Origin of the sequence: Sinorhizobium sp. 7-81, from assembly GCF_030124405.1 — a bacterium.
GTDB classification, from domain to species: Bacteria; Pseudomonadota; Alphaproteobacteria; order Rhizobiales; family Rhizobiaceae; genus Sinorhizobium; species Sinorhizobium psoraleae.
In genome coordinates this window covers 549,607-563,868 of sequence record NZ_JASKLT010000002.1, presented here as the reverse complement: position 1 = coordinate 563,868, position 14,262 = coordinate 549,607, and the positions used below count along the sequence as shown (strand labels likewise).

9 protein-coding genes and 2 pseudogenes are annotated in these 14,262 nt (G+C 61.5%); 6 read left to right on the top strand and 5 right to left on the bottom strand.

The features are described from left to right. Positions 1-42: 42 nt before the first annotated feature. On the bottom strand, positions 43-1,962 hold the full coding sequence (gene nosZ, locus QN224_RS09865) for a TAT-dependent nitrous-oxide reductase (protein WP_283976500.1): 1,920 nt from the start codon (positions 1,960-1,962) through the stop codon (positions 43-45). Between the two features lie 24 nt (positions 1,963-1,986). Then, positions 1,987-4,260, bottom strand: coding sequence for a regulatory protein NosR (locus tag QN224_RS09860; RefSeq protein ID WP_283976917.1), 2,274 nt, complete (start codon positions 4,258-4,260; stop codon positions 1,987-1,989). Positions 4,261-4,413: 153 nt separating this feature from the next. On the opposite strand from QN224_RS09860, the gene QN224_RS09855 reads away from it, so the two are divergent. After that, positions 4,414-5,244: a ferritin family protein gene (locus QN224_RS09855; protein WP_283976499.1), complete on the top strand. Its 831-nt coding sequence runs from the start codon at positions 4,414-4,416 to the stop codon at positions 5,242-5,244. Positions 5,245-5,582: 338 nt separating this feature from the next. Here the strand turns inward: QN224_RS09855 and QN224_RS09850 are convergent. Together QN224_RS09850 and pqqA are read right to left on the bottom strand one after the other, a co-directional pair. Continuing rightward, positions 5,583-6,486, bottom strand: a pseudogene (locus QN224_RS09850) (hypothetical protein). Positions 6,487-6,534: 48 nt separating this feature from the next. Then, the gene (pqqA, locus tag QN224_RS09845) at positions 6,535-6,630 is read right to left on the bottom strand and encodes a pyrroloquinoline quinone precursor peptide PqqA (RefSeq protein ID WP_026187092.1); all 96 of its coding nucleotides are present in this window, start codon (positions 6,628-6,630) and stop codon (positions 6,535-6,537) included. Between the two features lie 499 nt (positions 6,631-7,129). Here pqqA and QN224_RS09840 point away from each other — a divergent pair, with 499 nt between their 5' ends. The 5 genes from QN224_RS09840 (at position 7,130) to QN224_RS09820 (ending at position 13,696) form a co-directional block, all read left to right on the top strand. Next, the gene (locus QN224_RS09840; RefSeq protein WP_283976498.1) at positions 7,130-8,896 is read left to right on the top strand and encodes a PQQ-dependent methanol/ethanol family dehydrogenase; all 1,767 of its coding nucleotides are present in this window, start codon (positions 7,130-7,132) and stop codon (positions 8,894-8,896) included. A 74-nt stretch (positions 8,897-8,970) separates the two neighbouring features. Continuing rightward, on the top strand, positions 8,971-9,693 hold the full coding sequence (locus QN224_RS09835; protein WP_283976497.1) for a response regulator transcription factor: 723 nt from the start codon (positions 8,971-8,973) through the stop codon (positions 9,691-9,693). Positions 9,694-9,777: 84 nt separating this feature from the next. Further along, positions 9,778-10,956 (top strand): FIST N-terminal domain-containing protein, encoded by a 1,179-nt coding sequence (locus tag QN224_RS09830; protein WP_283976496.1) that lies wholly within the window; start codon positions 9,778-9,780, stop codon positions 10,954-10,956. Continuing rightward, positions 10,956-13,160: a PAS-domain containing protein gene (locus tag QN224_RS09825; protein ID WP_283976495.1), complete on the top strand. Its 2,205-nt coding sequence runs from the start codon at positions 10,956-10,958 to the stop codon at positions 13,158-13,160. The genes QN224_RS09830 and QN224_RS09825 overlap by 1 nt, the downstream gene beginning before the upstream one ends. 110 nt (positions 13,161-13,270) lie before the next feature. Further along, complete coding sequence (locus QN224_RS09820; RefSeq protein ID WP_173511990.1) at positions 13,271-13,696, top strand: pseudoazurin; 426 nt, start codon at positions 13,271-13,273, stop codon at positions 13,694-13,696. A gap of 322 nt (positions 13,697-14,018) precedes the next feature. Here the strand turns inward: QN224_RS09820 and QN224_RS09815 are convergent. Next, a pseudogene (locus tag QN224_RS09815) lies at positions 14,019-14,242 on the bottom strand (GFA family protein); the annotation flags it as partial. Positions 14,243-14,262: the final 20 nt, after the last annotated feature.

Here is a 14,262-nt window from a genome sequence, read left to right as displayed (position 1 = left end):
TAGCCGCCGTCCCGATTCGCAATGTCAGGGCTCGCAAGCTCATCATGCTGCCGTAGGTTCGACGAACATGCGTCCCTTCATTTCCATATGCATGGCGTGGCAGAACCACGAGCAATAATACCAGTAGACGCCTGGCTTGCTGGCCTTGAAGGTGACAGAAGCGGTCGCCTGTGGAGCCACTTCCATGTTGACGCCGTAATTGACGATGGCGAAACCGTGGGTCAGGTCTTCGACCTCGTCGATGTTGGTCACATAGACGGTGACCTCATCGCCCTGCTTCACGGTGAAGGTTTCCAGGCCGAAGGCCGGAGCGGAGGACGTCATATAGACGCGCACCTTGTTGCCGTCTCGAATGACTTCCGAATCGACCATGAGATCGATGTTGTCCGCCTTTGCCTGGGCTACCGCGTCCGAGAAGAAGGGATCCTCGCGGTTCCAGACGTGCACGGGGTTGATCTTGGAGGCATGCACGATCGTCGCGTCATGCGGCTCGGCAAAGGTCGGGTTGTCGTGGACGATGACCATTTCTTCCCCCGAAATGTCGATCAGCTGATCGTTTTCCGGTTTCAGAGGGCCGACGTTCAGGTAACGGTCCTTGGAGAACTTGTTCAGCGAGATCAGCCACTTGCCGTCGGCGTCCTTGGTCTGCCCCATGGACGTGTGGTTGTGGCCAGGTTGGTAGTGGACATCGAGCTTCTGGCGAATGGGATCAACCTTCTCACCCGCATAGGCACGCTTGGCGTCCTCGATATTCCATTTGCAGACCTGGCTGTCGATGAACAGCGTCGTATAGGCGTTGCCCTTGCCATCGTAAGCGGTGTGCAATGGGCCGAGGCCAAGTTCTGGTTCAGCAACGACCGTGTCGCGCGGCTTGATCTTGTCCTCGAACAGGTCATCAAACTTGCGCACGTCGAAGACGGTCACGGTCGGAGACAGCTTGCCGTTCGCGACGACGTGGATCCCGTCAGGTGCCGTGTTGATGCCGTGCGGGCTGTTCGAAACCGGGATATAGCGCGTGTAGGGTGAGCCCTTGCGACCATCGAGAACAGGCACACCGCCCATTTCCTTGTAGTCGCCCTTGGCGACCGCTTCCTCGATCCGCTTGAGATCGAACACGACGACCCAGTCCTGCTCGCTGGCCATCATCTCCGCGAGGTTGACGCCCTCTTCGGAGTTGTAGCAGGTGGCAAAGCAATACTTGCCCTGATAGTCGGCATCGACGTTGTCGAGGTTGCCGTCGACCATGACTTGCCACGCGACCTTCATGGTTTCGCCGTCGACCGCGGTGAAAATCGCGCTGTACTGCTTATGATCGTCCAGAACCTTGCCGTCGTTCGGGATCGGCACGCGATCCTCGCCGTTGCAGAAGACGTATCCGGTTTTCGGATACTTCTGAACCCGCATGCCGTGAACAGTGTGCTGGTTGGGAAGCTGGATGATCTTGTCGCACTTCATCACGTCGAGCCGGATGCGGCAAATGCGTGTATTCGCCTTGTCGTTGGCGAAGAGATAGCGCCCGTCATAGGTCCCGTCGGTGAACGAAGGATGCGGGTGGTGAAGATCGCCATTGAGATAGAGGCCGCCCTGCTCCTTCAGGAACTCCACGGTCTCGGGAAGCAGCCCTTCGGTCAGGATCTTTCGGCTTTCATTCGTCTGGCCCCAGCCCGTGGCGCTGCACCGGTTGAAGACGGGGATCCGCATCATTTCACGCATTGATGGTGCGCCGACGACGCGGACTTCGCCTGTCTGCCCCGATGAGAAGAAGACGTAGTATTCATCGAGCTCACCCGGCTTCACTTCGTAGCTGGAGCCGGATGCTTCCTGCGCCTTTGCCGGCGTTGCCGTGCCACCCGAGAGCGTCAGCGCGCCACCGGCGCCCATTGCGCCGGCGGCCGCCACAAACGCGGACGTGCCCAGCATTTGTCGTCTGTTCAGACGCATTTTGGTTTCTTCGTTTGACATTGTGCCTCTCCTTGGATGTTGGCGTCAGACGGGATTTTCCGGTGCCTTCTCATGTCTCCTGATCGGGACACCCTTGTGGGTCACGGCGGTCTTCGCCGGCGCCTCCCCCCGCGAAGCCGGGGTGGAAAGCGCCATGAACTTCTCGCGTTTCAGCCGCACCTGGATCATGTGCGGACAGCGCTGATCGTCGTGGTAAAGCTCCTGGCAGTGCATGCAGTAGATGCACTCGTTGACATTGATGCCGCCCTCCGGGTGGATCGATTGGACGGGGCATTCTTTCGTGCATCGCTGGCAGGGCGAGCCGCATTCCGGCCACCGCTTCAGCCACTCGAACATGCGGATTCGCCCAGGAATCGCGAGAGCGGCGCCCAGCGGGCAAAGGTAGCGGCAATAGAACCGTTCGATGAACAGCCCGGCGGCGAGCAGGGTCAGTGCAAAGATGACGAAGGGCCATTCGCGCGCGAATTTGAGAATGATGGCCGTCTTGAACGGTTCCACTTCCGAGAACATTTCAGCAAGCGCGAGCGAATAGAGCGACAGCCCGAACAGGCCGAGGAAAATGATGTACTTGATCGGCCAGAGACGTTCATGCAGTCCCCAGGGCACGCGGACCTGCGGCACTTTCCGCCACCGGGCAATATTGTTGGTCAATTCCTGCAAGGCGCCGAACGGGCACAGCCATCCGCAGAAAGGACCGCGCCCCCAGAAAAGTAACGCGGCGGCAACGCTTGCCCACAGGAGAAAGACCAAGGGGGCAGAGAGAAAGAACTCCCACTGGAAGCCGGTCACGAGCGAGTTGAAGAATGTCAGGACGTTGACGACGGAGAGTTGCGCGTTGGCGTACCAGCCGAGCCACACGAGCGTGAAGGTGAGATAGCCACGCCTCACCCACCCGAACAACACCGGTCGTTTCACGAGCCAGTCCTGAAAGAAGAAGATGAGGGTGAGGACAGGCACCGCTGCAATCGCGATCGCGACCGATATGCGGTTCATATCCCACATCTTCATCCAAAGTGGCGCGCTTGCCGCAAGCGGATCGTCAGGCGCGATCTGCTCGACGGCACCTGGCTCCGCTTGCGGGGGCGGTGCCGGTGCAGCTTCGAACTTCACGTAGGCATCGGGGAGCGTGTAGCCGAGATTATAGGGAAGCACCGCCTTTTCGCGCCCCACCGAACTGCGCTGGACCAGCAGTTGCAGTTCCCAGGGAGCCGTCACATCGAAGCCGAACTCGGCCGGAACCACGAAAAGCGCAATTTCGCGAAGATGCGGAGCCCCTGCGGCGGCAAGTGCGGGGAGCCGCGTGTGATTGCGGTCGCGGAACCGCAGGCCCTGGCCATCCTGGAGAAGCTCGATGCGGTCGAAGATGCCGCCTCGAACGTAACCTGATCCCTTGAATGAATAGGCTCCGTCCCCCGCCACGACGATCGCTTCTTCACCGGGTTTGAGTTTGGCGCGCATCTGCTCATAGCGCGCTTCGCCCAGGAGCGACCTTCCAATGCTCGGGACGCTGACCGGTGCGATGTAAAGGTCGATGAACCTGTCGCTTGGCTTGCGTGTCTCCGGGTGCGCGGCCGGGCTTGCTTGCCCCGCCTGCCGGAATGCGCCCGAGACCTCTCCGACCGTCAGCCGGAGGCTTCTGATCGAACCGTCGCCGACGAGCGTCTGCCAATCGCTGAGGTCGCTTTTGTGAAGATCCACCCTGCGGATCTCGGAGGAAGGTCCGGACGCGGCGGCGATGTCCGCGCCGAGCCTGTTGCTGCGGATGAGCTTGAGAGCGGAGCGGACGATGCTGTCGCCCATGACGAGGACGGTCACGGTTGCGCCGCTGACGATATCGACCTGCGGCGGCCGTTCGGCACCCGCCGAGACGCGCCCCAGATCTTTGCCGATCAATGAATTGACCGAAGCAACAACCTTGGCCTCCGGAATGCCGATGAGGACGATCGGCTCCTTGTGCTCGATGAGTTTCAGCCCGCGTACGATACCCTTGGGATCAATGCCGACGACGATATGGATGGGCTTGCCGGAATAACCGACCGAACTCGTAACGTCGGAGTTGAGGAAGGCGTATCCCAACAACTCGTCGCCGTGAAAGATGGGCGCGATCGGAGGGTCCCCCGTCGCCTCGCCGAAACGGGTGGCGCCAGGGAAGATTTCCCCGGGCTGCACCTTCTGAAGCTGGGCAGACAGCTGGCCGGCGGCCATGCTTGGAAAGGCAACGAACAACGCGATGCAGAAAACGGTGAGACCGCGGACAAGGCTTTGGAAATACATTTGACTGATCGCTGTCTGGCACATCGATTTCTGGGCCGTAGGCGCCCACTGCATCGCGTCCATCTGACATGACCGAGAAGGAACTTCTTTGCGCCAAATCAACCCCATCCAATTCGTCTCGGGCCAGTCTGCCCCTGTTAGAGGAATCGTTTCGCGCGCCAGCCGGGAGAGCAGAAGATGCCGGAGAAGAAGACGGAACCATGGGCAATGGCGTCGATGGACGAATTGCTCGCCTTCGCGTGGGCCATGGAACAAGAGGCGATCGACGGCTACGTTTCGCTCGCAGCCCGCATGCGGGCCGAAAACCGCCCCGATCTTGCCGCGGTCTTCGAGCGTCTAATCGCGGAAGAAAGGGGACACATTGGCAAGGTGGACCAATGGCTCGGTGACAGGACGCCGGAGCCCATCACCCTGGCCAAGCCGCTCTTCGACGACGAAGGAGCGGGCGTTGTTGCTCCCGAGCTACTGACCTCGTACCGCGCCTTCTCCATTGCCGTGCGCAACGAGGAACGAGCCTTTGTGTTTTGGACCTATGCGGCGGCGCATGCACCTTCCGATGAAATCAGACAGGCGGCCGAACGAATGGCAAGGGAGGAACTCAGCCACGTGGCGACGCTGCGCCGCGAGCGGCGGATGGCATTTCATGAAATGCGCCGCGCCGATTCCGACTCCATGAAGGGCGACTTGCCGGCATTCGAAGAGCGGCTTTCGGAACTGTTGTCTCACGTCCCAGCGCCGGCATTTGGTGAGCGTGCGGAGCGATTGCGCGGCTTCGCGAACGAGGCGCTGGAGCGGGCAAGCGCTCTGAGAGTGGTGCCACCCGCGGAAACGCTTCTCTTGCAGCACGTTCCGAAGAACGTGACCGGTCGTATTGTCCCGCTTTGCGAATTCCTGCTCGATTGTTATCTGGACCTTGCGGAGCGCGAACGCACGGAGCCGGTGAGGGCGCGGATGCAGACGTTCGCCAGCGAGGTCATTCGCTGCCTCTATGCAGCACGGGAGCAGTAGGCGCTGCCACCCGCAGGAGGCACGCAGTTGCTGTGGTTGCTGGAACTCAAACCGCCGCGAGCGGTTGTGCGTGCGGAAAAGTCACCTTTCCAAATTTGCGTTATGTCAAAAGTCGATGGTGTCAGCCGGGCTAAACCGTGCCGCGACACCAAGATGCGAGTGTCTTCCAACAAGGAGAGCTGAGAGTCGCAAGGGCAAGACGCGGCTTTCGCCCGCTCGCGGTCCAAGGCATATGGCATATGCCGTAGTCGTTCTGGCGGTTATGTTCGCTTGGTTTGCCGACGGGCCAGCACCTTTGCCGGCGGCGAAACAGGTGCCTATACCAGGCCTGAGTGGCTCTACCGTCCGCGGTAGCTCAACGTGGCCGACGACATCGCCGAAAGCCGTTCCGTGTCCCGCGTCAGGCGATCGCGAAGCGGCGAGCGGATACGAACCGGATCGGTTGCGCTGGCGTCGCCGGCAAGCGCCATGCCCTGGCAACGGCAGCCGCCGAAGTCCAGCTTCTTTCGCTCGCAGCTCCGGCACAGGTCCGGCATCCAGTCCTCGCCGCGATGGGCGTTGAACGCGTCGCTCTCGTACCAGATCGTGGCGAGCGCGCCTTCGCGCACATTCTCGAAAGATAGGCTCGGGATCGTTTCCACGGCACGCCCCGAAGGCGTGACGTTCAGGCCGACACGGCCCCAGCCGCCCATGCAGGCCCTTTGGATAGCTGGAGTAGTAGTCAGCCGGCACATAGTCGATCACCAAGATGCCCTGATATCTTTCGCGCGCCGCCGCGACCGTTTGCGTCGCCTGTTCGACCTGTTCGCGCGTCGGCATGAGCGCCGCCTTGTTGCGCTCGGCCCAGCCGTGAAACTGCACCGTTGCGACTTCGATACGGCGCGCCTTCAGCCGTATCGCCAGTTCAATCATGGCCTCGATCTCGCCCATGTTCTGCTTGTGGCAGACGGCATTGAGCGTCAGCGGGATCCCGGCATCCGCCACCCAGCCCGCGACCGCGATCTTTCTTTCATATCCGCCGCTGTAGCCGCCGATCCGGTCGGCGCTTTCGGGCGAAACGCCGAAGACGGCCCAGGCCTCGCCGTCGAGGCTGACGGCCAGCGACGATTGGGTCTGCGGCCTGACGGCCGAGGCAGGATCGCGCGCCATCGTGCAATTCAAACAGCCGCAATTCCATTGCGGGAGACCGCCGCCGGCGGCGGCCCCCAAGACGACAAGACGAAGATCGGACGCTTCATTCACTGGTCTATCCCGAGACGCGTTGTGAGCCGACCATCGTGCGGCGGAGCGTCAGAAGAGGATGGGCTCATCTCCGTCCGCAGGAGCGTAGCGGGTGATTTCCATCGCGCAGCTGACTTCGATGAATTTTGGTTTATGCCAGGACATGTTTCCTCCATTCGTCCGATTGGTGTGCTCGCTCCCGCATTTGCAGGCGCCCTTGCATCTGGATCGAACACGAAACAAGCTTTGCTCGCAAAGAGCGCTGCTTGGGTGAAAGGCCGGAACGGCTTTCTCCCGCACCAGCAAGACCCGGCGGCGCCGTCGCCGGGGATTGGCAAATCGTTTCCTTGACGAAAGTTGCCGATCGCAGACCGTCATTGGCTGGTAACGCACTCCTTACCCGAAGCCGTAACGAAAAGCTCTTGGCTGGTCGCCTTCTGAGATCGAACCTACTTCCGTAAGCAAATGGTAACGACCGCGCAGATCTCCGCAATACGACCTAGGGACAATCGACATCGGGCCCGCCATGGGTAACGCGCGGAGCCACAAGGGCCGCCGACACTACGACCAAGGTGCAATAGCCCACGGCTTTGTCGTGGGAGGATGATCGATGCCGCTAGACGGTTGCGGCTTACGCGACCGATTGCGAGGGAAGGAGATCGATATGAACAGATTGATGCTGGCTGCCGTGACGGTCCTGTCACTGGCGGGACTGGCCCAGGCGGAGGTGACGGAGGAAGACCTCGCCAAGGACGCCACTACGGTCGGCGATGTGCTGACGAACGGCATGGGGAGGGGTCTGCAGCGCTTCTCCCCGCTCGAGACGCTCAACAAGACCAACGTCAAGAACCTTGTGCCCGCTTGGGCATTCAGCCTCGGCGGCGAAAAACAGCGGGGGCAGGAAAGCCAGCCGATCGTCTATGACGGGATCATGTATATCACCGCCTCCTACAGCCGCCTTTTCGCCATCGATATCAAGACCGGTAAGGAGCTCTGGCAGTTCGACGCCCGCCTACCGGAAGGCATCCTTCCCTGCTGCGACGTGGTGAACCGGGGTGCTGCAATCTATGGCGACAATATCTACTTCGGAACGCTCGACGCCCGCCTCGTCGCACTGAACCGCAAGACGGGCGATGTGGTCTGGAACAAGAAGATCGCCAATTACAAGGAGGGCTACAGCTACACCGCCGCGCCGCTGATCGTGAACGGCCTCGTCATTACCGGCAATTCCGGCGGCGAGTTCGGCGTCGTCGGCGAGGTGCAGGCGCGCGACGCCAAGACAGGCGAGCTTGTCTGGACTCGGCCCGTCATAGAAGGGCACATGGGCACCTACAAGGGCAAGGAAAGCACCATGACCGGGACGCTGAACGCGACCTGGCCCGGCGACATTTGGAAGACCGGCGGCGGTGCCACCTGGCTCGGTGGTTCCTACGACGCCGATACCGACACGCTTGTCTTCGGCGCCGGCAACCCCGCCCCCTGGAACAGCCACCTGCGTGGTGCCGGCAAGCCGGTCGAGGGTAACAAGGGCGACAATCTCTATGCCGCGAGCCGCCTCGGCATCAATCCCGAGAATGGCGAGATCAAGTGGCACTTCCAGACAACGCCTCGGGAAGGATGGGACTTTGACGGCGTCAACGAGGTCGTTCCCTTCGTCTCCAAGGATGGCAAGAAGCGGTTCGCAACCGCCGACCGAAACGGCTTCTTCTATATTCTCGATCGCGAGGACGGGAAGTTCGTCACCGCCTATCCCTTCGTCAAGAACATAACCTGGGCCAAGGGCATCGATAAGAACGGTCGTCCGATTTATGTGGAGGAAAACCGTCCTGGAGATCCCACTGCGGCGGCCGACGGCGGTAAGGGTCAGCAGGTCTTCGCGGTCCCATCGTTCCTCGGTGGCAAGAACTGGATGCCGATGGCCTACAGCCAGAAGACCGAGCTTTTCTATGTGCCCTCGAACGAATGGGGCATGGACATCTGGAACGAGCCGATCTCCTATAAAAAGGGCGCGGCCTATCTCGGTGCCGGCTTCACCATCAAGCCGCTTTTCGAGGACTATATAGGCTCGCTGAAAGCGATCGACCCCGACAGCGGTGAGATCAAGTGGGAATACAAAAATAGCGCTCCGCTCTGGGGCGGGGTGATGGCAACGGCAGGCGGCCTTGTCTTCGTCGGGACGCCCGAGGGTGAGTTCAAGGCTCTCGACGATGAGACCGGCGAGGTCCTCTGGACGTTCCAGACCGGTTCCGGGGTCGTCGGCCAGCCCGTCACCTGGGAGCAGGACGGAGAGCAATATGTGTCGGTCATTTCCGGCTGGGGCGGTGCCGTTCCGCTCTGGGGCGGCGAAGTCGCCAAGAAGGTCAATTACCTCAACCAGGGTGGAATGGTGTGGACCTTCCGTTTGCCAAAACAGTTGGCTTTGGCACAATAGGCACAAGGGCCGGGCTTTGGCAGCCCGGCCCTCGAACGCCGTGACTACGGCAGAATAATGCGGAGCGCTCGCACATGATCATCATCCGCAACTCCTTCCATGGACCGCGTCCGAACCTGGCGGTGCCGCCTCTACTTAAGCCCATCGAGTTGCGATCGGCGCTGATCGTGGACGATCACCCCTTGTTCTGTGATGCCCTGGCGATGACATTGACCGGTCTTGTCGGCATCGAATCCACCGATTCCGTAGGAACGCTTGACGCCGCCCTTGCACGGCTTGACGGCGATACGCCGCCGGATGTCGTGGTGCTCGATCTCAATCTGCCGGACGTCAATGGACTCGACGGCGTCGTCCGCCTGAGACAGGCGGTCCCCGGGGTCCCAATCGTCGTTGTCTCGTCGCTGGACGAATTGAAGATCATCCGGGCCTTGCTCAAGGCCGGGATCAATGGCTTCGTGCCAAAGCATGCGGTTCGAGACGAGTTTCGTGCCGCCTTCGCGGCGATCGCTCGGGGCGAAATCTATGCGCCACAGATGGCGCTGGAGCCGGGCAGCCCTTCCTTGTCCGACGAAGCAATTGCCAGGCTGGGGCTGCTGACGCGCCAACAGGCGAAGATCCTGCAGCTCGTCTGCGCCGGCCTGATGAACAAGCAGATCGCCTATGAGCTTTCCATCGCCGAAACCACGGTGAAGGCGCATGTCACTGCGATCATGCGCAAACTCGGCGTCCAGACGCGGATGCAGGCGGTATTGTTCGCACAGGAGGCTCGCTTCACGGCATTAACGCCGGAGGAATGACGCCCGCGACCTGCGGTGGCCCTCCAAAGTTCACTGGATTCCAGACCGATTACGGTTTTACTGTAGTTTCGGGAGGAAGAGGGAATGAGAATATTCGGTGGGAGCGGCTTCGCGTGCGAGGCGATTGTCCCGCGCGGCAGCGTTTCGGCGCGCGATCCGAACGCCTTGGAGACACTGGCACGGCAACTGGGGCCGGGGCCTTTTTCGCTAATCATGCTTTTCGTTTCGCCGGCGGGCGACCTGGAGCATCTGCCCGGCGAGGCAGTGCGGGTCTTCGGTGACATCCCGATCGTTGGCTGCACCACCGCAGGCGAGATTTCCGACGCCGGCTACAGCGAGGACTCCATCGTCGCGATTGCCCTGCCCGCAGAGTACTTCCGCGTCGATACGCTGACGATCCCCGACCTGATGCGGCTCGACCCGCCCGCTCTCGCCGCCGCCCTTGTCCGAACGCGCACGGCGATGGCTCAGCGCTATCCCGAGCTTGCACACGAGTTTGCCATCCTCCTGGTGGATGGGCTTTCGCAGAAGGAAGACGAACTGACCTCGGCACTTGCGGCTGGCATGGGAGCAACACCGATGCTCGGCGGCTCGGCCGGCGACGGGACACGCTTTGCCCAGACCTTCGTGCTCGAGGGCCACCGGGTGAAAGAGAACGCGGCCGTGCTGGCGCTGGTGCGCACGGAGTGTCCGATCCGCGTCTTCAATTTCGATCACCTCGTGCCGACAGAAAAACGCATGGTGGTCACCGAGGCCGATCCCGGCCACCGCATCGTCCGCCAGATCAACGCCGAGCCCGCCGCACGAGAATACGCGCGCCTCGTCGACATGGATCCCGAGCAGCTCAGCACCTTTACGTTCGCCGCCCATCCGGTCGCGGTCCGCATGGGAATGCGACATCACGTGCGCGCCATCCGTCAGGTCATGGAAAACGGCGACCTTGTTTTCTTCTCGGCGATCGACGAAGGCGTGGTGCTGACGATCACCGAACCCGGTGACATGGTCGGTCAGCTCAACCGCGAGCTCACTCGCCTTTCCTTGCCCGAGCGTCCGACAGCGATCCTTGCCTTCGATTGCATCCTGCGCCGGTTGGAGGCTGAGGAAAAGCAGATCGCTGGCCGCGTCTCCGAGCTCTTGCGCCGCCACGGCGTTGTTGGCTTCTGCACCTATGGCGAGCAGTTCGGACCGATGCACGTGAACCAGACGATGACCGGCGTCGCCATCTATCCGCCAGGCACTGTGCTACCCGAAAAGGTTCCGTAATGGCCCGCATCTCTGATTGGCTGATTGATCCCGACGCCCATCCCGAACGCAACACCGAGAAGCTTTTGACCATCGCCGAAGTGCTTATGCGTCAGGTCGAGCAGGCATCTGGCGAACGCGGGATCGCCTATGAGCAGTTCCAGCGCGCCGCCCAACTGGAAGAGCGGGTTCGGCAACGCACGTCCGATCTCGAAGCGACGCTGAAGGTGCTCAACGATACGAATGCGCGGCTGGCTGAGGCCAACCATGCGACCGAGCGCGCTCGCCGCGACCTGGCCGATGCCATCGAGGCGGTGGAGGAAGGTTTCGCCCTCTTCGATGCCGGCGAAATCCTGGTGATGTACAACTCCCGATTTTGCTGCGATCTTCAGGACGTGCGAGCCGTGCTTCATCCCGGGCTGCCGTTTGCGGATTATATCGAAGCCTGCAGCCGGTCGAGCTTTCTGGCCCTACCGGAGGGCGAGGCACCGGCTGGCTGGATGGCAACGAGGATGCAGCGCCATCACGCGCGCAGCGTGTTCCAGGTGGCGCTCGTCGGCGACCGCTGGCTGCAGGTGAGCGAACAGCCCACCTCCAACGGCGGTACGGTCGTGCTCCAGACGGATGTCACCGAGATCATTCGCATGGAGCGGACGGAACGCGGCAGGATGCTGGACGATCAGGCCCGCCTAATCCGTGCGACGCTGGAACATATCAACCAGGGAATTTGCATCTTCGACGCGGGCGGTCGGCTGGTCGGCTGGAACGAGCGGCTCCGCCTGCTGCTCGATATTCCGGTGACCGTCCTGCGCACTGGCATCGGCTTCGACACGCTGCAGCGCTGGATCCGTCGCGACAGCGAACTGGTCAGCGCCCTCGCTCCTTCGGCCCTTTCCGCCTGGGCAGCCCAAACGACAACGCGGCCCCCCTTGTTCCTGGAGATCCGTCGCACTTCGGGAATGATTCTCGTCGTGTTTGCAGAGGAGACGCCGGATCGAGGCTTCGTGATGTCGTTCAGCGACGTGACGCGCGAACGGCAGGCGATCCAGGCGATGCAGCGCGCCAACGCTTCTCTGGAGGCGCGGGTGGCGGCCCGTACGGAAGACTTGCGCGCCGCGCTGGCGGATGCGGAACGGGCCAATTCCACGCGCGCGCGTTTCGTCGCAGCCGCCAGCCACGATCTCTTGCAGCCGCTCTCCGCCGCAAAGCTCTTCGTAGCCTCGGCCCGCGACGAGACAGAGAACGATCACGCCGGCAGCACACTCGACAAGGCCCACAAGGCGCTAGCAAGCGTCGAGGCGATCCTCGGAGCGCTGCTCGATATCTCGCGGCTGGACGAGGCTGTCGTCGAGATTTCGCCTGTGCGCCTTGCACCGCTGATCGCCCAACTCACCGACGAATTTGCGCCGACGGCCGAGCGCAAGGGTCTGAAACTTGCCATGCTGCCTTGCACGCTGACGGTTTACAGCGATCCGGCCTACCTGAGGCGGATCCTGCAAAACCTGATCAGCAATGCGATCCGCTACACGCGCACCGGCCGCGTCCTCGTGGGACCGCGGCGCATACCGGGCGGCGTGCGCATCGAGGTGCATGACACAGGTCCCGGCATTCCCGCCGAGGAGCAGCGGGCGATCTTCCGCGAGTTCCACCGATTGAATGCCACGGCATCCGCCTCCGAGGGCCTCGGACTTGGCCTCGCCATCGTCGAGCGCGCCTGTGCGCTTCTCAACCATCGACTGGCTTTGCGCTCGACGCCGGGCCGCGGCACATGTTTTGCGATCGAGCTGGAGCAGGCGGCCGCACACACCGCCGTCGGCTACCATCGTGGCGACGCCGTGGAGGACGGATGGTCAGGCGACGGCGGCGATCGGATCGCACTTCTCATCGAGAACGACGAGGAGCTGCGCCATGCGATAAGCCTGCTCCTGGAGCGACGACGCATCACAGTTCTGGAGGTGGCGAGCGGCGAGGAGGCATTGGAACTGGTCGATGAGATGGGCATTGTGCCCGATCTTTATCTGGTCGACCAACAGCTCGGCGACGGACTGACGGGCATCGAAACCTTGATGGCTCTGAAGATGCGTCACGGCGACCGGCCGGCAAGGATCATCACCGCCGACCGGACGCCGAGCGTGCGCGAGGCCTGCGCCGCGGCTGAGATAGAGATCATCTACAAGCCGATTGACCCTGACGTACTCGAAGCCTTCATCGCCCGAGCGGGATGAGTTTGCGCCTCGCATCCGATGCTCATCGCGATTGGCACCAAGGTCGCATTGCGTCGCCCTGCCCTTTCGATATTTGCTTTTGTCAGTTTCAAAACCGCAGGAAGAGATGAATGCTGAGAAGAACGGGTATCATGGCCGCGATCGTGCTCATTGCCGCAGGGGCCTTCGCCGAAGAACACGAAATAAAGATGTTGAACAAGGGCGAGAGCGGGGCGATGGTCTTCGAGCCGGCCTTCGTGAAAGCCGCACCCGGCGACACGATCCGTTTCGTACCGGCGGACAAAGGCCACAATGTCGAGTCGATCAAAGGCATGCTGCCCGACGGCGTGGACAAGTTCAAAAGCAAGGTCAACGAAGAATACGTGATGACCGTCACCGTGTCGGGCCTCTACGGCATCAAGTGTTCGCCGCACTTCTCCATGGGCATGGTGGCATTGATCCAGGTCGGCGACGTGCCGGCCAATGTCGAAGCCGTGAAGGCGGTGAAACTGCCGAAGAAGGCCGATGAGCGGATAAAGGCAGCACTTTCCCATTGAGCGAGCGACACAAGAAGAGCCCACAGCGCCGCGGGTTTGATCGGACGCAGCGCTGGAGCTTTATCACGGTCCCGAGACTCTTCGCGAAAGTCTGGCCTTCAGTGCCCAACACAGACTTCCCCCTTGCGTGGACAGCTGACCTTGCAAACAGTTTCGCTTAGAGAAATCGTCTACGGACTGGCGAGCGAACCGGCGAGATGGGGCAAGATACTCGCCGTCTATGTCAAAGATCCGGACAACCAGCTTTAGCCCCGGTCCAAAAGATCGATCAGGTGGAAACCGACGTTCGGTGCGCTCACGGCTGCCACCGCGGCGATTCAGGCTAGTATTGGCCGGTTGGAAGGCTTGGGAAATGCTCTACCATTTCGCCAAGCTGAACGCACTTATGTTTTGACTGTTCGAACACTGATGGCAGGCGGCGCGAAGTCTGGGTCGGCAAATGAACCTACCGCAACCCCGATCCGGGACGGGGAGCCATTGGCCTTAATAGACGGTCGAGTCGCAAGTCGGGCAAAAATGCATTCGGACGTTGCGACCGCTTTGCGCCATTGTTTGATCCTTCCGAT

Bases quoted from the DNA above. Each gene is read 5' to 3' on its own strand.
- QN224_RS09820 (WP_173511990.1), top strand. From the start codon at position 13,271: ATGCTGAGAAGAACGGGTATCATGGCCGCGATCGTGCTCATTGCCGCA.
- pqqA (WP_026187092.1), bottom strand. From the start codon at position 6,630: ATGTCCTGGCATAAACCAAAATTCATCGAAGTCAGCTGCGCGATGGAA.
- QN224_RS09855 (WP_283976499.1), top strand. From the start codon at position 4,414: ATGCCGGAGAAGAAGACGGAACCATGGGCAATGGCGTCGATGGACGAA.
- nosZ (WP_283976500.1), bottom strand. From the start codon at position 1,962: ATGTCAAACGAAGAAACCAAAATGCGTCTGAACAGACGACAAATGCTG.
- QN224_RS09840 (WP_283976498.1), top strand. From the start codon at position 7,130: ATGAACAGATTGATGCTGGCTGCCGTGACGGTCCTGTCACTGGCGGGA.
- QN224_RS09860 (WP_283976917.1), bottom strand. From the start codon at position 4,260: ATGTGCCAGACAGCGATCAGTCAAATGTATTTCCAAAGCCTTGTCCGC.
- QN224_RS09830 (WP_283976496.1), top strand. From the start codon at position 9,778: ATGAGAATATTCGGTGGGAGCGGCTTCGCGTGCGAGGCGATTGTCCCG.
- QN224_RS09825 (WP_283976495.1), top strand. From the start codon at position 10,956: ATGGCCCGCATCTCTGATTGGCTGATTGATCCCGACGCCCATCCCGAA.
- QN224_RS09835 (WP_283976497.1), top strand. From the start codon at position 8,971: ATGATCATCATCCGCAACTCCTTCCATGGACCGCGTCCGAACCTGGCG.